The sequence below is a fragment of the Streptomyces cacaoi genome (genome assembly GCF_006539165.1).
GTDB lineage: Bacteria > Actinomycetota > Actinomycetes > Streptomycetales > Streptomycetaceae > Streptomyces > Streptomyces cacaoi.
The window spans coordinates 66,771-86,646 of record NZ_BJMM01000022.1; the positions used below are offsets into that span (position 1 = coordinate 66,771).

A 19,876-nucleotide genomic window follows, 5' to 3' on the forward strand; every position below is an offset into this window, starting at 1 on the left:
CGCTCAGGTCAGCGGCAGCGCCGCCAGGACGGCCGTCCCGCACAGCACCAGCGCGAACACCGCGCCCAGCACGCCGGTGCGGGCCAGCGTCACCCGCCGCCGCAGCGCCCGCGGGGCGCCGAGCCCGTCCAGTACCCGCGCCGCCGCGCGCCGCAGCCGGCGGGCCCCGGCCAGCGCCGCCAGCGCGCTGCCCGCCGCACAGCACGCCACCAGCGTGACGCCCAGCACCGCCTGCGGCCCCAGCGGGCGCACCCCTTCCGCGCCCAGCCGGACCCGGGCCAGCGCGGCCAGCGCCGCACCCACCGCGCACGCCAGCCCCAGCGCCCGGCCCACGTGCGGTGCCTCGCGTTGCAGCGCCCGGCCGGCCAGCAGCCGTACGGCGCCCGGCCGGTGCACCGCCAGCAGCCGGCCCGTCAGCGACACCAGGCCCGGGCCGGCCACCACCAGGCCGAGCGCCGCCAGCAGCCACCCGGCGGCCAGCGGTGAGGCCGACAGCTCACCGGGCCGCGGCAGACCGCCGTGCCCGGCGGCGCCCGACACCGAGGCGCGCGGCAGCAGTGTGGCGGCGTACCCGGTCAGCGCCAGGCCGCAGACGATCAGTGCGCCGCCGCCGAGCAGGCCCGCGTGCCGCACGGTGCGCCCCGCCGGACGCCGGGCACCGCCGCGGGTGGCGCCCGCCGGGGCCGCCCGGTGTTCGGGGTCCCGCACGGGGCGCACGGCCCACGCGGCGCAGACCGCTGCGGTCAGCGGGACGATGCTCAGCAGTGTGAGCGTGGCCGGCAGCGGCAACGCCTCGGTGGGCAGCGGCAGCCGGTGGCCGGTGCCGGGCAGGTGCAGCGTGCCGTGGGAGCCGGCGGCGGCGGGGGAGACGAGGGCGCTGCCCAGGGCGCAGGGCAGCGCCGTCGTCGCGGCGGACAGCCGGGGCAGCCGGCCGGCGCCCAGCCCCGCGGCCTCCAGGCCGAGCCGGGTGTCGGTGCGCGGTTCGGTACGGGCCAGCGCGGTGGCGAGATGGGCGGCGGCGGCCAGCGGCAGCAGGCACCACAGCAGGCGCAGCGCGGCCTCGCCGGCGCGGAGGGGGTGCTGCTGTGCGTGGGCGAGCGCGGCGAGCAGCAGCAGGCCGATCCCGGCCGAGGTGGCCAGCAGCACGAACCGCAGCAGCAGGCCGAGCGGGCCGGAGCACAGGGTCAGACGGAGAGCGAGCACGCCGCTTCGCCTTCCCCGGGGGCGGGCAGCGGGGCCGGGCCGGGGCTCAGGCCCCGTACGCGGCGGCCGTCGTCGAGCGCCATACGGCGGTCGGCGAGGGCGGCGCCGGTCACGTCGGCGGTGCGTGCCGCGTGGGTGAGCGCCAGGTCGTGGGTGGTGAGGACGACGGTGATGCGGTGCGAGCGGGCCGCGGCGGCGAGCGTGCGCAGGATCTGGGCCCGGTCGGAGCGGTGCAGCGGGGCCGTCGGCTCGTCGGCGAACAGGACGGCGGGGGAGTGGACCAGCGCGCGGGCCACCGCGACGCGCTGGCGCTGGTCCTGCGCGAGGTCGGCCGGACGGTGGCGGGCGCAGGAGGCGACGCCCAGTCTGTCCAGCCACTCGTGTGCGGCCTTGCGGGCCGCGCGGTGGCCCGCGCCGTGCAACAGGAGGGGGAGGGCGGTGTTCTCCCGGACGGTGAGTTCCGGTACGAGCCGGGGGCTGCTGTCGATCCAGCCGAAGTGGCGCAGCCGGAGCCGTTCCCGGGCGCCGCGGCCGAGGGAGTGCAGCGGCTTGCCGCGGAAGAAGATCTCGCCGCCGGTGGGCCGCAGCCGCCCGGACAGGCAGTGCAGCAGGGTGGATTTGCCGCTGCCGCGGGGGCCGGTGACGGCGAGGACCTCGCCCTCCCGAAGGTGCAGGCCGATGTCCCACAGCGCGGGGGTCGGGCCGTAGGCGTGGTGCAGTCCGTGTGCTCTGAGTACCTCGCCGTCCGGCGGAGCGGCCATCGGGGACCTCCACTCGACTCTGTGCCGTTTCGTTCCCTCTGGAGGGTGAAACGAGGGGCGGGGGTATCGGTCACTGGAACCGACACCCCCGCCCCTCGCGTCCGGTCCGGCCGCGCGCGGGCGTGCGCGGTGCGGCGGGCCGGTGCACGGCTCAGCGGGCCGTCACAGCTTCGTCCACGCCTCCGTGAGGACGGAGCGCAGGATCTGCTCGATCTCGTCGAAGGTCTTCTGGTCGGAGATGAGCGGCGGCGCGAGCTGGACGACGGGGTCGCCCCGGTCGTCGGCGCGGCAGTACAGGCCCGCGTCGAACAGCGCCTTGGACAGGAAGCCGTACAGGACGCGCTCGGACTCCTCCTCGGTGAAGGTCTCCTTGGTGTTCTTGTCCTTGACGAGTTCGATGCCGTAGAAGAAGCCGTTGCCGCGGACGTCGCCGACGATCGGCAGGTCGTGCAGCGTGCTGAGCGTCCGGAAGAACGCCGACTCGTTGTCGAGCACGTGCTGGGTGAGGTTCTCGCGCTCGAACAGGTCGAGGTTGGCCAGGGCGACGGCCGCCGAGACGGGGTGGCCGCCGAAGGTGTAGCCGTGCAGGAAGGTGTTGTCGCCCTTCCAGAACGGCTCGGCGAGGCGGTCGGAGATGATCGCGGCGCCTATCGGGGAGTAGCCGGAGGTCATGCCCTTGGCGCAGGTGATGATGTCGGGCACGAAGCCGAACTTGTCGCAGGCGAACATCGTGCCGAGCCGGCCGAAGGCGCAGATGACCTCGTCGGAGACGAGCAGGACGTCGTACCGGTCGCAGATCTCGCGGACGCGCTGGAAGTAGCCGGGGGGCGGCGGGAAGCAGCCGCCGGCGTTCTGCACGGGCTCCAGGAAGACGGCGGCGACCGTCTCGGGGCCCTCGAAGAGGATCTGCTGTTCGATCTGGTCGGCGGCCCAGCGGCCGAACGCCTCCGGGTCGTCGCCGTGGATCGGCGCCCGGTAGATGTTGGTGTTGGGCACCTTGTGCGCGCCGGGCACCAGCGGCTCGAACGGGGCCTTCAGGGCGGGGAGTCCGGTGATGGACAGGGCGCCCTGCGGGGTGCCGTGGTAGGCGACGGCCCGGGAGATCACCTTGTGCTTGAGGGGGTTGCCGGTCAGCTTGTGGTACTGCTTGGCCAGCTTCCAGGCCGTCTCGACGGCCTCGCCGCCGCCGGTGGTGAAGAAGACCTTGTTGAGGTCGCCGGGCGCGAGGGCGGCGAGGCGCTCGGCCAGCTCGACGGCCTTGGGGTGGGCGTAGGACCAGACGGGGAAGAACGCCAGCTCCTGGGCCTGCTTGGCGGCGGCCTCGGCCAGTTCGGCACGGCCGTGCCCGGCCTGGACGACGAACAGCCCGGCGAGCCCGTCGAGGTAGCGCTTGCCGTCGGTGTCGTAGATGTAGGTGCCCTCGCCGCGGGCGATGGTGGGCACCGGGGCCTTCTCGTACGACGACATGCGGGTGAAGTGCATCCACAGGTGGTCGTGAGCGGTCCTGGAGAGGTCCTGGGTTGTCGGGCTGTCCTTGCTCACTGTTATCGCGTTCCCCATGTGTAGGTCTGCTTGCGCAGCTTGAGGTAGACGAAGCTCTCGGTGGATCGCACGCCGGGCAGGGCCCTGATGCGCTTGTTGATGAGTTCCAGGAGGTGCTCGTCGTCGTGGCACACGACCTCGACGAGGAGGTCGAAGGAGCCCGCCGCGATCACGACGTAGTCGACCTCGTCGATCTCGGCGAGCGCGTCCGCGACCGGTTCGACGTCCCCGTCCACCGTGACGCCGAGCATCGCCTGCCGCATGAGACCGACGGTGAGGGGATCGGTCACGGCGACGATCTGCATGACGCCCTGCTCCTGGAGTTTCTGGACGCGCTGGCGCACGGCCGCCTCGGACAGGCCGACGGCCTTGCCGATGGCGGCGTACGGGCGGCGCCCGTCCTCCTGGAGCTGTTCGATGATCGCCAGGGACACGGAGTCCAGGGACGGGGAGCTGTGCTTCTTCGAGTCGCGGGCCACGGGGCCACTGTGCATGAGACCTCCGCCGTCCCGCAACCCATGAACGATGTAATCAGTCGAGAACGCGTCGATTGGAAACTGATTCCGTTGTCTTAGCGGGTCAGGTGTATCGAATGCGTTGACTTGGCGGTTAGGGTGGCGGTCTCACCCATTGGACAACGGAGCAGGAGGGGTGCGAAGTGACCACCGAGCTGCGTCGGCTGCGCAACTACATCGACGGGGAGTTCCGGGACGCCGCTGACGGGCGGACCACCGAGGTGGTCAACCCGGCCACCGGCGAGGCGTACGCCACCGCGCCGCTGTCCGCGAGCGCCGACGTCGACGCCGCCATGGCCGCCGCCGAGGCCGCCTTCCCGGCCTGGCGCGACGCGACGCCCGGCACGCGGCAGCGCGCCCTGCTGAAGATCGCCGACGCGCTGGAGGAGCGCGCCGACGAGCTGCTGGCCGCCGAGTGCGAGAACTGCGGCAAGCCGCTGGAGCTGACCCGGCAGGAGGAGCTGCCGATGATGCTCGACCAGATCCGCTTCTTCGCCGGTGCCGCCCGGATGCTGGACGGCAAGTCGGCCGGCGAGTACATGGAGGGCCTGACGTCCTTCGTGCGCCGCGAGCCGCTGGGCGTGTGCGCGCAGGTCGCGCCGTGGAACTACCCGGCGATGATGGCCGTGTGGAAGTTCGCGCCCGCGCTGGCCGCCGGCAACACCGTCGTCCTCAAGCCCTCCGACACCACCCCCGCCTCGACGGTCTTCCTGGCCGAGGTGATGGGCGAGATCCTGCCCAAGGGCGTCTTCAACGTCGTGTGCGGCGACCGGGACACCGGGCGGCTGATGGTCGAGCACAAGACCCCGGCCATGGCCTCGATCACCGGCTCCGTGCGCGCCGGTATGCAGGTGGCCGGGAGCGGCGCCAAGGACCTCAAGCGGGTGCACCTGGAGCTGGGCGGCAAGGCGCCCTGCGTGGTCTTCGACGACGCCGACATCCCGGCGGCCGTCGAGGGCATCCGGGACGGCGGGTTCTTCAACGCCGGCCAGGACTGCACCGCCGCCACCCGCGTCCTGGTGCAGGAGGGCGTGTACGAGGAGTTCGTACGGGCCCTCGCCAAGGCCGCCGAGGAGGTCAAGACCGGTGACCTGGCGGACGAGGACTGCTTCTACGGCGCCCTGAACAACCCCGGCCACCTGGAGAAGGTCGCCGGGTTCATCGACCGGCTGCCCGCGCACGCCAAGGTCGAGGCGGGCGGCGAACGGGTCGGCGACAAGGGGTACTTCTACGCGCCGACCGTCGTCTCCGGGCTCCGGCAGGACGACGAGATCATCCAGAACGAGGTCTTCGGCCCCGTCATCACCGTGCAGAAGTTCACCGACGAGGCACAGGCCGTCGCGTGGGCCAACGACGTCGAGTACGCGCTGGCCTCCTCGGTGTGGACCACCGACCACGGCACCGCGATGCGGATGTCCCGGGTCCTCGACTTCGGCTGCGTGTGGATCAACACCCACATCCCGCTCGTCGCCGAGATGCCGCACGGCGGCTTCAAGAAGTCCGGCTACGGCAAGGACCTGTCGATGTACGGGCTGGAGGACTACACCCGCATCAAGCACGTGATGACCGCGCTGTGACGCCGGCCTGACCGCCCGGCCCGGGGCCGCGCCGGCCCCGGGCCCGGGCACCGCCCGCACCGGGCGGCGGCCCCGGCCGGGAAGCCGTGCTCAGGGCGTGCGCCGCTGCCAGGCCGTCAGATGGGCGTCGATCTCCTCCGTCAGCCGGGACTTGGCCGCGGTGTCCAGGAACGAGGCGCGGACGGCGGCGCGGGCCAGCTCGGCCACCCCGGCCGCGTCGAGGCCGAGCAGCCCGGCCACGATGCCGTACTCGGTGTTCAGATCCGTGCCGAACATCGGCGGATCGTCGCTGTTGACGGTGATCGTGACGCCCGCCTTGACCATCTCGCCGACCGGGTGCTCCGCCAGCGTGTCGATCGCCCGCGTCGCCACGTTCGAGGTCGGGCACACCTCCAGCGGGATGCCGCGCTCGGCCAGGTGCTCCAGCAGCCGCGGGTCCCGGGCCGCGCTGGTGCCGTGGCCGATCCGCTCGGCGCGCAGCGAGGTCAGCGCGTCCCAGATCGTCTCCGGGCCGGTCGTCTCGCCCGCGTGCGGGACGCTGTGCAGGCCCGTGGCCAGCGCCCGGTCGAAGTACGGCTTGAACTGCGGGCGGGGCACCCCGATCTCGGGGCCGCCGAGGCCGAAGCCCACCAGCCCGTCCGGTGCCATGGTCGTGGCGAGCCGCGTCGTCTCCTCGGCGGCGGCCAGCCCCGCCTCGCCCGGGATGTCGAAGATCCAGCGCAGGACGACGCCCAGCTCCCGCTCGGCCGCCGTCCGCGCGTCCTCGATCGCCTCCAGGAAGGCGCCGTCCGGGATGCCGCGCGCCACCGACGAGTACGGGGTGACGGTCAGCTCCGCGTAGCGCACCGACTGGCGGGCCATGTCCCGCGCCACCTCGTAGGTGAGCAGCCGTACGTCCTCCGCGTCCCTGACCAGGCCGACGACGGAGAGATAGACCTGGATGAAGTGCGCGAAGTCCGTGAACGTGAAGTAGCCGGCGAGCGCCTCCGGATCCGAGGGCACCCCCGCCTCCGGGTGCCGGGCGGCCAGCTCCGAGACGATACGGGGCGAGGCCGAGCCCACATGGTGGACGTGCAGTTCGGCCTTGGGCAGCCCGGCGATGAAGTCGGCCAGGCCGTCCGGCACCGAGGGCGCGGGTGCGGCCTGCGCGGGCGCGGCGGACGGCGTCCCGGACAGCGGGGCGTGCAGCGGATCGGACAAGGGTTCCTCCGGCTACGTCGAACGAGGGGATCATCGTAGGACGCCGCGCCGTCCGGCGTGCTCCCACCTGCGCTTAGCATGACAAAACGCGCGCGGCCGGCCGGCCGGCGGTCCGGCCGCAGAGGGGAGAGGGACAGCATGGACACCGGGGGTCGCAGGGAGTACGACCCGTGGGCGCCGCCGCCCACGCCGGGCGGGCCGCCGGCCGTCCCGTCCGAGGGGCCGCCGCCCATTCCGCGCGCACCCGGCGGCGGTGCGTCCCACCCGCCCGCCGGCGCGTTCCCCTCCCCGTATCCGCCGGCGGCGTCCGGGCCCTACGGCTACGGCTGGCCCGGGCCGCCGCTGCCCACCGGGCTGTCCGTCGCCTCGCTGGTGCTCGGGATCCTCAGCATCGTCCTGGTGCTGACCATCTGGGGCAGCTTCGTCTCGTTCGTCACCTCCCTCGTCGGGCTGTGCCTGGGCGCGCGGGCCCGCGGCCGGGTGCGCGCGGGCCGGCAGGGCGCGGCCGGGCAGGCCACGGCCGGATTCGTGCTCGGGCTGATCGGGCTGGTGGTCTCCGCGGTCGTGGCGGTGCTGCTGGTGCTCGGGCTGTCCGAGGCGGGAGAAGGCGGCGGGGGCGGTGAGCCGGGCGGCGGGTCCTCCGGTTCCGGTGACACCTATGACGCGCGGGCTGCGGCCGTGCCGCTCGTCGACCGGCGGGGCTGAGGCGGGATCGGCGGGGCTGAGGCGAGTTGAGGCGGGGCGGGCGGGACCGGCGGGACCGGGTATCGATTCCGTGGATTCCGTAAAAGGTTTCGACGGAATCCCTTGTTCGATACCGCTGCCCCTGTCAGGATCTGCTGCCAGCAACGGCTCGTGCCACGGCGTGGATTCCGCGCCGCCGAGTGTCCGGGGCCGGGCGTCCGCCGTCCGCCGCGGTCAGCCGGTCCGGCGGCGGCGCACCGCCGTGGGCCGTGGCCGGGACAGGCAGCGCCGCACAGGCAGGAGTCCTCGATGGTCCAGCGCTTCGACGTGTCCGAGCGGTTCGCGGCAGGCACCCAGTACATCGCCGGGAAGACGGTGCCCGGCACCTCGGACCTGCGGCTCACCGTGGTCGATCCGGCGACGGGCGCTCCCGTCCTCGGCCACCGCGCGGCCGGCGCCGCCGATGTCGACGCCGCCGTGCGCGCGGCCCGCGACGCCCTGCCGCACTGGGCCGGGGCCACCCCCGGCGAGCGTTCGGACGCCATGCACCGCTGGGCGGCCCGGCTGCGGGAGCTGGCCGGTGAGCTGGCGTACGCCGAGTCGTTGCAGTGCGGCAAGCCCCGCAAGCTCTCCGAGGAGTTCGACGTCCCCGGCTCCCTGGACAACGTGTCCTTCTTCGCCGGGGCCGCACGGCACCTGAGCGGCGTCGCCGCCGCGGAGTACAGCGGTGAGCACACCTCCGCCGTGCGGCGCGAGCCGATCGGCGTCATCGGGTCCGTCGCGCCCTGGAACTATCCGCTCCAGATGGCCGCTTGGAAGGTGTTGCCGGCCGTCGCCGCCGGCAACACGATCGTGCTCAAGCCCTCCGAACTCACGCCGCTCACCTCGCTGATGTTCGCCCGGGCGGCCACCGAGGCGGGCATCCCCGACGGCGTCGTCAACATCGTCACCGGCACCGGAGGGGAGGCGGGCGAGGCGCTCGTCGCCCACCCCGACGTCGCCATGGTGTCCTTCACCGGGTCCACGGCCGTCGGCCGCCGTATCGGTGAGATCGCCGCCTCCGGGCCGCGCGCCGCCAAGCGGCTCCACCTCGAACTCGGCGGCAAGGCCCCGTTCCTGGTGTTCGACGACGCCGACATCGAGGCCGCCGCGCACGGCGCGGTCGCCGGCGCGCTGATCAACTCCGGCCAGGACTGCACGGCGGCGACCCGCGCCTATGTGCAGCGCCCCCGCTACCAGGAGTTCGTCACCGCCGTCGCCGACCTGATGCGCACCGTCCGGCTGGGCGCCCCGTTCGCCGACGGCACCGACCTGGGGCCGCTCGTCTCGCACGCCCACCGCGACCGGGTCGCCGGGTTCGTCGAGCGGGCGCGGGGCTACGCACGCGTCGTCACCGGGGGCGAGGCACCCGGCGGCGAACTGGCCGACGGCGCCTACTACCGCCCGACGCTGATCACCGACGCACCGCAGGACAGCGAGATCGTCCAGCAGGAGGTCTTCGGGCCCGTACTGGCCGCGCTGCCCTTCGACACGGACGACGAGGGCCTCGCGCTCGCCGACGACACCCCCTACGGGCTCGCCGCGTCCGCCTGGAGCCGCGACGTCTTCCGCACCGGGCGGGCCGCGCGGGAGATCCGGGCCGGATGTGTGTGGATCAACGACCACATCCCGATCATCAGCGAGATGCCGCACGGCGGTTACCGCGCCTCCGGCTACGGCAAGGACATGTCCGCCTACTCCTTCGAGGAGTACACGCAGATCAAGCACGTCATGACGGAGAACACCGGCGCGGTGCGCAAGGACTGGCACCGCACCGTCTTCGGCGACCGCTGAACAGGCCGCCGCCCGGTTCCGCACGCCCGCACGCCCGGTCCCCTCCCCAGCCCGCACGCCCGGTCCCGCTCTTCCCGCCGCCGTCCTTCCTCGCCGTCCCCCTCCTCCGGAAGGCACCCCATGGACCTGTACGAAGGCATGCCGGAGTCCGTCGCCCGCGCCTGGGAGCGCGGCCTGACCAGCGGGCGCGCCGCGACGAGCCGCCGCAGGCTGCTGCGTGCCGCCGCGCTCGCCGCCGCCGGAGGCACCCTGGCCGCCTGCGGCATCCCGCCCGCCTCCGGCAGCAGGGGCGACGGGTCCGCGCGCGACCCGGACCACTCCCGCAGGGAGAAGGTCCTCGACTTCGCCAACTGGCCGCTGTACATCGACGTCGACGACCGGAACAAGAAGAAGCGGCCGACCCTCGACAGCTTCGAACGCGAGAGCGGCATCCGGGTCCGGTACGTCGAGGACATCAACGACAACAACGAGTTCTACGGGAAGATCAAACCCCAGCTCGCCGCCGGCCAGGACACCGGCAGGGACCTGATCTGCCTCTCCGACTGGATGGCCGGACGCGTCATCCGGCAGGGCTGGGCCCAGCGCCTGGAGCCCGCGCGGATGCCGCACGCCGTGGCCAACCTGGAGGACCGCTTCCGCACGGCCGCGCACGACCCCGGGCGGCAGTACAGCTATCCGTGGGCCGGCACCGCCTGCATCGTCGCGTACAACAAGAAGGCCACCGGGGGGAAGAAGGTCGCCAGCGTCCGGCAGCTGCTGGAGGACGAGTCCCTCAAGGGGCGCATCTCCATGCTCACCGAGATGACCGACACCGTCGGTCTGACCCTGCTGGACATGGGCGTCGACCCGGAGAGGTTCACCGACCGCGACTTCGACGCCGCGCTCGCCCGCATCCAGCGCGCCGTCGACCGCAAACAGCTGCGGCGGTTCACCGGCAACGACTACATGGACGAGCTGAACTCCGGTGACATCGCCGCCTGTCTGGCCTGGGCCGGCGACGTGGTCCAGCTGCGGCTGGACAACCCCGACATCGCCTTCACCGTGCCGGACCGGGGCTATCTGTTCGGCACCGACGACCTGCTCGTCCCCGCCAAGGCACGGCACCGGCGCAACGCCGAGGCGCTCATCGACCACTACTACCGGCCGGCGGTCGCGGCCGAACTGGCCGCCTGGGTCAACTACATCTGCCCCGTCACCGGCGCGCAGGCGGAGATGGCGAAGACCGACAAGGCGCTCGCCGCCGACCCGCTCGTCTTCCCGGACGCCTCGATGATCGCCAAGGGGAAGAACTTCCGGCCCATGAGCGCCGGTGAACAGGCCCGCTACGAGGAGAAGTTCTCCCAGCTCATCGGCGCCTGAGGGGCGTCTTCGCGTCAGCACGGGCCGCACCCGGCGGCCCCCAGCCACCCCGAGGACCGGCCATGACCATCCTGCTCAGCGGCGTCAGCAAGACCTTCGGCGACTTCACCGCCGTCCACCCCCTCGACCTGTCCGTCCCCGAGGGCTCGTTCTTCGCGCTCCTCGGCGCCTCCGGCTGCGGCAAGACCACCACGCTGCGGATGCTCGCCGGGCTGGAGGAGCCCAGCAGCGGGCGCGTCCTGCTCGGCGACGACGACATCACCGGCCTGCCGCCGCACCGGCGCCCCGTCAACACCGTCTTCCAGAACTACGCGCTCTTCCCGCATCTGGACGTCGCCGAGAACATCGCCTTCGGGCTGCGGCGCCGCAGGACCGGACGGATACGCGCGCAGGTCGACGAGATGCTCGACCTCGTCCAGCTCGGCGCCCTCGCGCACCGCAAGCCGCGGCAGCTGTCCGGCGGCCAGCAGCAGCGGGTGGCGCTCGCACGGGCGCTCGTCAACCGGCCCCGGGTGCTGCTGCTGGACGAGCCGCTCGGCGCCCTCGACCTCAAGCTGCGCCGCCGGATGCAGCTGGAGCTGAAACGGATCCAGACGGAGGTCGGCATCACCTTCGTGCACGTCACACACGACCAGGAGGAGGCCATGACGATGGCCGACACCGTCGCCGTGATGAACGAGGGGCGCGTCGAACAGCTCGGCGCGCCCTGGGAGTTGTACGAGCATCCGCGTACCCCGTTCGTGGCCAACTTCCTGGGCACCTCCAATCTGCTGCGGGGCGAGCCGGTGGGCCCCGGCGGCGAGGAGGGCGACGACAGCGCGGGGGACGGTGCGCTGCGGGTCCGGGTGGCGGGCGCCCCCGCGCCGCTGCGGCTGCCCCGCCCACCCGCCGCCGCGGGGACGGCCGCAGACGGGGCGGGCACCGGCGGAACGAGCGCCGAGGAAACGGCCGTCGGCGAGGCGGGCACCGGCGGAACGAGCGCCGAGGGAACGGCCGTCGGCGAGGCTGCCACCGGTGGGCCGCTGTTGCTCGGGGTGCGTCCGGAGAAGATCGCCCTCGCACCGGCGGACGCCGCGCACACCGTGCCCGAGGGCCACAACGCCCTGCCGGGGCGCATCACCGACGCCGGATACCTCGGGGTCTCGCTGACCTACATCGTCGAGACCGACGCCTGCCGGGAGTTGACCGTCTACGCGCAGAACGTGGAGCGCGACACCCGGCTCACACCCGGCACCCGCGTCGTCGCCCACTGGAGCCCCGCGCACACCTTCGGGCTGGACGCCCAGGGGCACGGGCAGGACGCGACCGCCGGCCGGGAGGCGCCGTGACCGCCGTCGTCCCCGCCGCACCGCCGGCCGCCGCCGGTCCCGAACCGGACCCGCCGTCGGCCCGGCGCACCCGGCGGCTCACCCCCTACTGGCTGCTGCTGCCGGCCGGACTGTGGCTGGCCGTCTTCTTCGCCGCGCCGCTCGTCTACCAGGCGTCGACGTCCGTGCAGAGCGGCTCGCTGGAGGAAGGCTTCCGCGTCACCTGGGAGTTCTCCCACTACACCGACGCACTGGCCGCCTACGGGCCGCACTTCCTGCGCTCGTTCGCCTACGCCGCGATCGCCACCGCCCTGTGCCTGCTCATCGGCTACCCGCTCGCCTACATGACGGCGTTCCGGGCCGGACGGTGGCGCAACCTGGTGCTGGTGGCGGTCATCGCGCCGTTCTTCACCAGCTTCCTCATCCGCACCCTCGCCTGGAAGACGATCCTGTCCGACGGAGGCCCCGTCGTCGGAGCCCTGGACGCCCTGCACGTGCTCGACGTCACCGGCGCACTCGGGCTCACCGGCGACACCCGTCTGCTGGCCACCCCGCTGGCCGTGGTGTGCGGACTGACCTACAACTTCCTGCCGTTCATGATCCTGCCGCTGTACAGCTCGCTGGAGCGGATCGACCCCACGCTGCACGAGGCCGCCCGCGATCTGTACGCCACCCCCGCCGCCACCTTCCGCAAGGTGACCTTCCCGCTGTCGCTGCCCGGCGTCGTCGCCGGCACCCTGCTCACCTTCATCCCCGCCTCCGGCGACTACATCAACGCGCAACTGCTCGGCTCCCCGGCGGAACAGATGATCGGCAACGCCATCCAGAAGCAGTTCCTCAACGTCCTCGACTACCCGGCGGCCGCCGCCATGTCCTTCCTGCTGATGGCGCTCATCCTGATCGTCGTCAGCGTCTATCTGCGCAAGGCCGGAACGGAGGAGCTGGTCTGATGTCCCTCGCCGCACACACCCCGGCACCGACGGCCCCGGCACCGCCCGGCGGCGCACCGCCCGCGCCGCGGCCACCGGCCGGTACCGCCGCCTGGACGGCGCCGCTGCGGTGGCTGCGCCGGCACGCCGTCGTCCTCGCCGGCTGCGCCGCGCTCGGCTACCTCCTGCTGCCCAACGCCGTCGTCCTGCTGTTCTCCTTCAACAAGCCCGCCGGACGCTTCAACTACGCCTGGCACGCCTTCTCCACCGACGCCTGGACGGACCCCTGCGGCGTCGCCGGCCTGTGCGGCTCCCTCGGGCTCAGCCTGCGCATCGCCCTCCTCGCCACCCTGCTGGCCACCGCCTTCGGGACGCTCGCCGCCTTCGCGCTGGCCCGCTACCGCTTCCGCGGCAAGAGCACCACCAACGCCCTGATCTTCCTGCCGATGGCCATGCCGGAGGTCGTCATGGGCGCCTCCCTCGGCACGCTCTTCCTCAACACCCGGATCGGCTTCGGCTTCGTCACGATCCTCATCGCACACGTGATGTTCTGCCTGAGCTTCGTCGTCGTCGCCGTCAAGGCCCGCATCATGAGCATGGACCCGCGGCTGGAGGAGGCCGCGCGCGATCTGTACGCCGGGCCCGTGCAGACCTTCTGGCGCGTCACGCTGCCGCTGGCCGCGCCCGGAATCGCCGCCGGGGCGATGCTCAGCTTCGCGCTCTCCTTCGACGACTTCATCATCACCCAGTTCAACGCGGGCCCCTCCACCGTCACCTTCCCGATGTTCGTCTGGGGCGCGGCACAGCGCGGAGTGCCCGTCCAGGTCAATGTGGTCGGCTCGGCGATGTTCGTGCTGGCCGTCGCCGTCGTACTGGCCGGACGACTCGCCGCGAGCCGGCGCCGCACCCAGGAACGGAAGGCGGCGGCAGGCTGAACCCTCGCCTCCGCCCGGCCCCCGCCGGATTGCGCCGACGGCGGGCCCGGGCCCCGGCACACCGGACCGGCACCCACCACGACCGGCCTGCCGTCGACGCGACCGCAGGCAGCACCGAGCACGAGGAGCCAAGACCGTGAGCCGAGCCGCCGAACCGGCCGCCGAACAGGAGCGCGCCCGGCGCGCGTTGCGCGCACTCGCCGACGCCGCACCACAGCCCTACTGGCTGGACGATCCCGGACGGCCCGCGCCCCGGCCCGCGCTCGTCGGGGACGAACACTGCGATCTGCTCGTCGTCGGCGGCGGATACAGCGGCCTGTGGACGGCGCTGCTCGCCAAGGAACGCGACCCGCGCCGCGACGTCGTCCTCGTCGAGGGCGACCGGATCGGCTGGGCCGCCTCCGGACGCAACGGCGGCTTCTGCGCCGCGTCCCTCACCCACGGCTTCGGCAACGGGCTGGCCCGCTGGCCCGACGAACTGGCCGCGCTCCAGGACCAGGGACAGCGCAACCTCGACGCCATCGAGGACACCCTCGCCCGGTACGGCATCGACTGCGACTTCGCCCGCACCGGGGAGATCACCGTCGCCACCGCGCCGCACCAGGCCGAGGAACTGCACGAGGAGTTCGCCCGGGCCCGCGCCCTCGGCCTGGGCGAGGGACTGACCTGGCTGGAGCGCGACGCGGTCCGCGCCGAGGCCGACTCCCCGACCTTCCTGGCCGGACTGTGGGACCGCACCGGGGTCGCCCTGGTCAACCCCGCCCGGCTCGCCTGGGGACTGCTGCGCGCCTGCGAACAGGCCGGCGTACGCGTCTACGAGCACACCCCCGCGACCCGCCTGGGCGCCCGGGGCGCGCGGGTGGCCGCGGCGACGCCCTACGGCCGGATCCGCGCCCGGCACCTCGCGCTCGGCACCAACGCCTTCCCCCCGCTGCTGCGCCGCGTCCGCCCCTACATCGTCCCCGTGTACGACTACGCGCTGATGACCGAACCGCTCACCCCCGACCAGCTGGCCGCGATCGGCTGGCGGCGCCGCCAGGGCCTCAGCGACGGCGCCAACCACTTCCACTACTTCCGGCTCACCGCCGACAACCGCATCCTGTGGGGCGGTTACGACGTGCTCTACCACTACGGCAGCCGCGTCTCCCGCGACCACCACCAGCGCCCCGAGACCTTCGCCCGGCTCGCCCGGCACTTCTTCCGCTGCTTCCCGCAGCTCGACGGGGTCCGCTTCACCCACCGCTGGGGCGGCGTCATCGACACCTGCTCGCGCTTCTCCCCGTTCTTCGGCACCGCGCTGGACGGCAAGGCCGCCTACGCCGCCGGCTACACCGGACTGGGCGTGGGAGCCACCCGGTTCGGGGCCGCGGTCATGCTCGATCTGCTCGACGGGGAGCGGACCGACCGCACCGCCCTGCGGATGGTGCGCAGCAAGCCCCTGCCGTTCCCGCCCGAGCCGCTCCGCTGGGCCGGCATCGGCCTCACCCAGTGGTCCCTCGCCCGCGCCGACGCACACGGCGGGCGGCGCAATCTGTGGCTGCGGGCCCTGGACGCGGCCGGCATGGGCTTCGACAGCTGACGGCCCGCGACCCACCGGAGAAAAATTCCGCCGGCAATCCGCCCCGACCCGTGTAAGAACCCCGGCACCGGCCGCTCTCCCTCGTGATGACCTACGCATGCACGCACGCACGACGAGGGGGCGGTCCGATGAAGGGCACCGCGGGGGACGACAGCGCTGTGGAGTGGCTCGCGGCGGCGGCCCCGGATCCGGGGGCCTGCCTGCGGGAGTGGGAGAGCAACCCGCTGGGGGTCGCACTGCTGCCGGCGGGGCGGCTGTGGGACGTGCTCATCGTCGGCGGCGGCCTCGGCCACGCCGCCTTCGACGTGCTCACCCGCTGCCTCGACCGACCCGGACCCGTGCTCGCCGACTTCGGCGACGCCCGCCTGGGATTTTTCGTTCCGCCGGGCACGGCGGCCCGCTGGCTCGGCACCGGGATCCGCTGCGCCGGGCACGGCACCTGGATCGTCGTTCCCTACCCGGGACGGGTCACCGGGGGCACCCGCTGGATCGTTCCGCCGGACGGCAGGGGCACCCTCAACGACCCCGCGCTCGTGGAACTCGCCCTGCACGACGCGGCCGGGCGGATCGCCGGCCGGACGGAGAACGGGGACTCCGGCCGGACGGAGACCCCGTACCAGTGACGCCCCGCCCGGCGGCCCGGCCCCGGCCCCGGCCTGGTTCTGGCCCTGCCAGGTCCCGGCCTCTGCCTCGTCCGGGCGCCGGGCCTGGCCCCGGCTCTGGGCCGGACCCGGCCCGGCGGTGCTGTCCGGCGCCGCCGGGGTCGGGGCCTGACGTTCGCCGGGCTCGCCGGGTGGGTCGGGTCGGTCGGGTCGGCCCGGCCTCCTGGCCTCCTGGCCTCCTGGCCTCCCGGCCTCCTGGCCTCCCGGCCTCCTGGCCTCCCGGCCTTCCGGCCTTGTCGGGCTCGCCGGTCCTGGCGGCGGTGTCAGCGTGCGCCGGGGCCGGGGCCGGGGCCGGGGCCGGGGCTGGGATCGGGGCCGGACTCAGGCCCGGAGCCGGGCTCGGGACCGCGCCCGAAGTCGGAGCCGGAGCTGGGGTCGGGGTCGGGCGCGGAGCCGTGCTCGGGCAGAGGCCGTGATGCGGAGCCGGAGCCGGAGTCGGCCGGTGGCCCGGAGGGGCCGTGCGGGGGCCCGGTGCGGTGCCGCGCGGTCCAGCGGCGGGCGGTGAGCGCGGCCGCCGACAGCAGCGGTACGGCCAGACACCAGGCGGCCAGGACGTCGGCCGGCCAGTGGTAGCCGCGCCACACCAGTCCGAGCCCGTTGCCCACCACGAGCAGCACGACCAGCCAGAGCAGCGAGGGACGCAGAACACGCAGAAGACGCGGAGCACCGAGCGGTCTCCCCGCGCCCGTGTCCGTACCGTGCCGTCCCGGCAGCAGCGGCCGCAGCAGGAGGAACGCGGCGCCGAACGCGACGGCCGTGGTGGCGGCGTGCCCGGAGGGGAAGTACCCGGTGCCGCCCAGCGGGCCGGGCCGGTGCGTCCAGCTCTTCAGTACGGAGACGACGGGCGCCACCGCGGCCAGGGCGACGGCGGCACACACGACGGACCGCCATGAACCGCCCCGGGACCGCACGAGCGCGTACACCGCCGCCGCGCACAGGACCGGCACCGCGACCGGCGGATTGCCGAGGTCGGCCAGGAGTTCGGCGTCGGCACGCGGCGGGGCGGCGGCGCGCAGCGCGTCCCCGAGCCGCTCGTCCGCCGAGCGCAGCGGCCCGTCGGCGAGCACCTGCCAGGTGAGGACGGCGAGCAGCGCACAGCACAGCGACCACAGCAGGGCGCGGGCACGCGGGGAGAGCGGCGGGGCGGCACCGGCCGTACCAACGGCCGACCGCCCCGGAACGAGGCGGGATGTTCCGGGGCGGACGGAGCGACCGGCTCTCCGCGGGCCCCGGGGGGTGTGGGACAAGCGGGTGTCCGATCGGTCAGGTGCGTTGCGCTGGCACAGCCCGGCCTGTCCCGGGGAGAGACAAGCACGGACGGGAGTCGCCGAGGGCGCTGCTCCGCGGCTCCCGGCGGACGGAAGAACCGTACGTCACGCCGCCCCCGCGCCGACAGCCGGATCACGCTGCTGACATGGCCCTCGCACAGCTTCTTCACCGGGCACCGCCGGGCCACCACGGAAGCCCCGTTTCCGATCCGGCTCCCGGTCCGTTTCCGACTCGTCCCCGATCCGGCCCCCGTCCGGCTCCTGACACGGCGACGCCGCGGCTCCTCCGTGGAAGGGAGCCGCGGCGCGGCCGTGCGGGGGAGCGGGGCCGTCACCAGGACAGGTGGCGGACGGCCCGCGCCCGTCCCCGTGGGACCGGGAAGCGGAAGGGCGGTCCCACAGGACCCGCGGTACGGACGGGTCTCACAGACCCGAGATGGCGTCCTCCAGGACGTCCAGGCCCTCGTTGAGCAGCTCCTCGCCGATGACCAGCGGCGGAAGGAAGCGGACGACGTTGCCGTAGGTGCCGGTCGTCAGCACGAGCAGGCCCTGCTGGTGGCACGCCTTCGCCAGCGCCGCGGTCGCCTCCGGGTTCGGCTCCTTGCCGCCCGGCTTGACCAGTTCGATCGCCAGCATCGCGCCCCGGCCGCGCACATCCCCGACGATCTCCGAACCGGCGGCGATCTTCTCCAGCCGCGGCTTCATGATCTCCTCGATACGGCGGGCCTTCGCGGGCAGGTCCTGCTCACGCATGGTCTCGATCGCCCCGAGCGCCGCGGCGCAGGCCACCGGGTTGCCGCCGTAGGTGCCGCCGAGCCCGCCGCTGTGCGCGGCGTCCATGATGTCGGCGCGGCCGGTGACGGCGGCGAGGGGCAGGCCGCCGGCGATGCCCTTGGCCGTGGTGATCAGGTCCGGGACGATGCCCTCGTCCTCGCAGGCGAACCACTGGCCGGTGCGGCAGAAGCCGGACTGGATCTCGTCGGCGACGAAGACGATGCCGTGCTCCCGGGCGAAGTCGGCGATACGCGGCAGGAATCCGCGGGCCGGCACGATGAACCCGCCCTCGCCCAGGACCGGTTCGATCACGATGGCGGCCACGTTCTCCGCACCGATCTGCTTGGTGATCCGGTCGATGGCCTCGGCCGCGGCCTCCTCCGCACAGTTGTCCGGGCCGGTCAGCCAGCGGTACGGGTAGGCCACAGGAACCCGGTACACCTCGGGCGCGAACGGGCCGAAGCTGTGCTTGTAGGGCATGTTCTTCGAGGTGAGCGCCATCGTCAGATTGGTACGGCCGTGGTAGCCGTGATCGAAGACGACGACGGCCTGACGCTTGGTGTACGCCCGCGCGATCTTGACGGCGTTCTCCACGGCCTCGGCGCCGGAGTTGAACAGGGCGCTCTTCTTGGCGTGGTCGCCGGGGGTGAGCGCGGCCAGCTCCTCGCACACCTCGACGTACGGCTCGTAGGGCGTGACCATCACACAGGTGTGCGTGTAGTCGTTGAGCTGCTCGGTGGCCCGCCGGACCACGGCCTCGGCGCTGTTGCCGACCGACGTCACGGCGATGCCGGACCCGAAGTCGATGAAGGAGTTGCCGTCGACGTCCTCCAGCACCCCGCCGCCCGCGCGCCGGGCGAAGACGGGCATGACGGTCCCGATGCCCGCGGCGACCGTGGCCTGCTTACGGGCCATCAGCTCCTGCGACTTGGGCCCGGGGACGGCGGTGACGACGCGCCGCTCCTGGGGGAGGGCGGGGCCTCCGGACAGTTCCGTCATTGCGGTCATAGCGCACTCCTCGGGAGGAACGGGGGGTCTGGCACTCCGCAGGCTAGGGGCAGGCCGACGGGGGACACATGCACCGCTTGGGAGAAGTACCGCAGACGTGTTGGCCGCGGCGGACATAGGCGGGAGGAGCGCCGCTCCGCCGGGGCGCCGTGCCGGGGCGTGGGGTGGTGCTCCGCCGGGTGGTGTGCGGGGCTGCCGGGGCGTGCGGTGCTGCCGGTGCGCCGGGCGGTGCCGGACCCCGTCCCCGGGCCAACTGGGGTGACCGGCAGCTAGATTGGAGGCGGAGGACACCGGCCGGCGCGGACCGGTGCGTCGGGGACCAGGGAGCAGAGGCGCACATGGACATGGGGCTTCCCCACCGGAAGCGGGACACGGGCGGCGCACACGACCCCGTGCACGGCACCCCGGGCTCCCTGCCGGGAGCCCCTGCCGACCCCGGTACGCCGGGGCCCGGGAGAGCGGCTCCCCCGGCGCCCGGAGCGGAACTCCCGGACCGGGCCGCCCCCCTGGCGCACGGCGACACCCCGGACGCCCCCGGGACGCCCGCCGCGCCCGCACACCCTCCGGCCGCGCCACCGCCGGGCCCGTATCCACACCCGACGGGCGGGCCGTATCCGGCGGACGCGCCGTACGCGACGGACCCGTACGCGACGGACGGGGCGTACCCGGCGGAGGTGCCACGTCCGGCGGACACGGCGCACGCGTCCGGCCCCCGGCCGCCGGGGCAGCAGGCAGCGGCC

The 19,876-nt window shown here is 73.8% G+C and carries 16 protein-coding genes; 9 read left to right on the forward strand and 7 right to left on the reverse strand.

The window, feature by feature from the left end; translation table 11 throughout:
• Nucleotides 1-3 precede the first annotated feature (3 nt).
• The 4 genes from SCA03_RS20690 to SCA03_RS20705 form a co-directional block, all read right to left on the reverse strand.
• Nucleotides 4-1,203: a hypothetical protein gene (locus SCA03_RS20690; protein WP_086817632.1), complete on the reverse strand. Its 1,200-nt coding sequence runs from the start codon at nucleotides 1,201-1,203 to the stop codon at nucleotides 4-6.
• Nucleotides 1,185-1,964, reverse strand: coding sequence for an ABC transporter ATP-binding protein (locus tag SCA03_RS20695; protein ID WP_030890577.1), 780 nt, complete (start codon nucleotides 1,962-1,964; stop codon nucleotides 1,185-1,187). The genes SCA03_RS20690 and SCA03_RS20695 overlap by 19 nt, the downstream gene beginning before the upstream one ends.
• Nucleotides 1,965-2,126: 162 nt before the next feature.
• Entirely contained in the window at nucleotides 2,127-3,524 is a 1,398-nt protein-coding gene (locus SCA03_RS20700; protein WP_051847066.1) for an aspartate aminotransferase family protein, read from the reverse strand.
• On the reverse strand, nucleotides 3,509-4,000 hold the full coding sequence (locus SCA03_RS20705) for an Lrp/AsnC family transcriptional regulator (RefSeq protein WP_030890571.1): 492 nt from the start codon (nucleotides 3,998-4,000) through the stop codon (nucleotides 3,509-3,511). Before SCA03_RS20705 ends, SCA03_RS20700 begins: the two co-directional genes overlap by 16 nt.
• A 164-nt stretch (nucleotides 4,001-4,164) precedes the next feature.
• On the opposite strand from SCA03_RS20705, the gene SCA03_RS20710 reads away from it, so the two are divergent.
• Complete coding sequence (locus tag SCA03_RS20710; protein ID WP_030895012.1) at nucleotides 4,165-5,598, forward strand: gamma-aminobutyraldehyde dehydrogenase; 1,434 nt, start codon at nucleotides 4,165-4,167, stop codon at nucleotides 5,596-5,598.
• A gap of 90 nt (nucleotides 5,599-5,688) precedes the next feature.
• Here SCA03_RS20710 and SCA03_RS20715 read toward each other — a convergent pair whose 3' ends face one another.
• A complete protein-coding gene (locus SCA03_RS20715) occupies nucleotides 5,689-6,723 on the reverse strand; it encodes an adenosine deaminase (RefSeq protein ID WP_078874031.1) in 1,035 nt (344 codons plus the stop codon).
• A 213-nt stretch (nucleotides 6,724-6,936) separates the two neighbouring features.
• Between SCA03_RS20715 and SCA03_RS20720 the strand changes: the two genes are divergently transcribed.
• The 8 genes from SCA03_RS20720 (at nucleotide 6,937) to SCA03_RS20755 (ending at nucleotide 16,047) form a co-directional block, all read left to right on the forward strand.
• A complete protein-coding gene (locus SCA03_RS20720; RefSeq protein ID WP_141275562.1) occupies nucleotides 6,937-7,503 on the forward strand; it encodes a DUF4190 domain-containing protein in 567 nt (188 codons plus the stop codon).
• Nucleotides 7,504-7,791: 288 nt separating this feature from the next.
• The gene (locus tag SCA03_RS20725) at nucleotides 7,792-9,315 is read left to right on the forward strand and encodes a gamma-aminobutyraldehyde dehydrogenase (protein WP_030890560.1); all 1,524 of its coding nucleotides are present in this window, start codon (nucleotides 7,792-7,794) and stop codon (nucleotides 9,313-9,315) included.
• A gap of 120 nt (nucleotides 9,316-9,435) precedes the next feature.
• Nucleotides 9,436-10,674: an ABC transporter substrate-binding protein gene (locus SCA03_RS20730; protein WP_030895015.1), complete on the forward strand. Its 1,239-nt coding sequence runs from the start codon at nucleotides 9,436-9,438 to the stop codon at nucleotides 10,672-10,674.
• A gap of 62 nt (nucleotides 10,675-10,736) precedes the next feature.
• On the forward strand, nucleotides 10,737-12,002 hold the full coding sequence (locus SCA03_RS20735) for an ABC transporter ATP-binding protein (protein WP_086817434.1): 1,266 nt from the start codon (nucleotides 10,737-10,739) through the stop codon (nucleotides 12,000-12,002).
• Nucleotides 11,999-12,931, forward strand: a complete 933-nt coding sequence (locus SCA03_RS20740; RefSeq protein WP_086817432.1) for an ABC transporter permease — start codon at nucleotides 11,999-12,001, stop codon at nucleotides 12,929-12,931. The genes SCA03_RS20735 and SCA03_RS20740 overlap by 4 nt, the downstream gene beginning before the upstream one ends.
• Entirely contained in the window at nucleotides 12,931-13,845 is a 915-nt protein-coding gene (locus SCA03_RS20745; protein ID WP_086817430.1) for an ABC transporter permease, read from the forward strand. Before SCA03_RS20740 ends, SCA03_RS20745 begins: the two co-directional genes overlap by 1 nt.
• 136 nt (nucleotides 13,846-13,981) lie before the next feature.
• Nucleotides 13,982-15,424: an NAD(P)/FAD-dependent oxidoreductase gene (locus tag SCA03_RS20750; RefSeq protein WP_086817428.1), complete on the forward strand. Its 1,443-nt coding sequence runs from the start codon at nucleotides 13,982-13,984 to the stop codon at nucleotides 15,422-15,424.
• A 128-nt stretch (nucleotides 15,425-15,552) separates the two neighbouring features.
• Nucleotides 15,553-16,047: a hypothetical protein gene (locus tag SCA03_RS20755; protein ID WP_086817426.1), complete on the forward strand. Its 495-nt coding sequence runs from the start codon at nucleotides 15,553-15,555 to the stop codon at nucleotides 16,045-16,047.
• A 302-nt stretch (nucleotides 16,048-16,349) separates the two neighbouring features.
• On the opposite strand, the gene SCA03_RS20760 is transcribed toward SCA03_RS20755, so the two are convergent.
• Nucleotides 16,350-17,333 carry a phosphatase PAP2 family protein gene (locus SCA03_RS20760; protein ID WP_230988832.1) on the reverse strand — a complete coding sequence of 328 codons (984 nt, stop codon included), beginning with the start codon at nucleotides 17,331-17,333 and terminating at the stop codon, nucleotides 16,350-16,352.
• A gap of 444 nt (nucleotides 17,334-17,777) precedes the next feature.
• Complete coding sequence (gabT, locus tag SCA03_RS20765) at nucleotides 17,778-19,127, reverse strand: 4-aminobutyrate--2-oxoglutarate transaminase (protein ID WP_030890537.1); 1,350 nt, start codon at nucleotides 19,125-19,127, stop codon at nucleotides 17,778-17,780.
• Nucleotides 19,128-19,876 lie beyond the last annotated feature (749 nt).

Bases quoted from the DNA above. Each gene is read 5' to 3' on its own strand.
- SCA03_RS20705 (WP_030890571.1), bottom strand. From the start codon at position 4,000: ATGCACAGTGGCCCCGTGGCCCGCGACTCGAAGAAGCACAGCTCCCCG.
- SCA03_RS20695 (WP_030890577.1), bottom strand. From the start codon at position 1,964: ATGGCCGCTCCGCCGGACGGCGAGGTACTCAGAGCACACGGACTGCAC.
- SCA03_RS20725 (WP_030890560.1), top strand. From the start codon at position 7,792: ATGGTCCAGCGCTTCGACGTGTCCGAGCGGTTCGCGGCAGGCACCCAG.
- SCA03_RS20730 (WP_030895015.1), top strand. From the start codon at position 9,436: ATGGACCTGTACGAAGGCATGCCGGAGTCCGTCGCCCGCGCCTGGGAG.
- SCA03_RS20720 (WP_141275562.1), top strand. From the start codon at position 6,937: ATGGACACCGGGGGTCGCAGGGAGTACGACCCGTGGGCGCCGCCGCCC.
- SCA03_RS20755 (WP_086817426.1), top strand. From the start codon at position 15,553: ATGAAGGGCACCGCGGGGGACGACAGCGCTGTGGAGTGGCTCGCGGCG.
- SCA03_RS20745 (WP_086817430.1), top strand. From the start codon at position 12,931: ATGTCCCTCGCCGCACACACCCCGGCACCGACGGCCCCGGCACCGCCC.
- SCA03_RS20735 (WP_086817434.1), top strand. From the start codon at position 10,737: ATGACCATCCTGCTCAGCGGCGTCAGCAAGACCTTCGGCGACTTCACC.
- gabT (WP_030890537.1), bottom strand. From the start codon at position 19,127: ATGACGGAACTGTCCGGAGGCCCCGCCCTCCCCCAGGAGCGGCGCGTC.
- SCA03_RS20700 (WP_051847066.1), bottom strand. From the start codon at position 3,524: ATGGGGAACGCGATAACAGTGAGCAAGGACAGCCCGACAACCCAGGAC.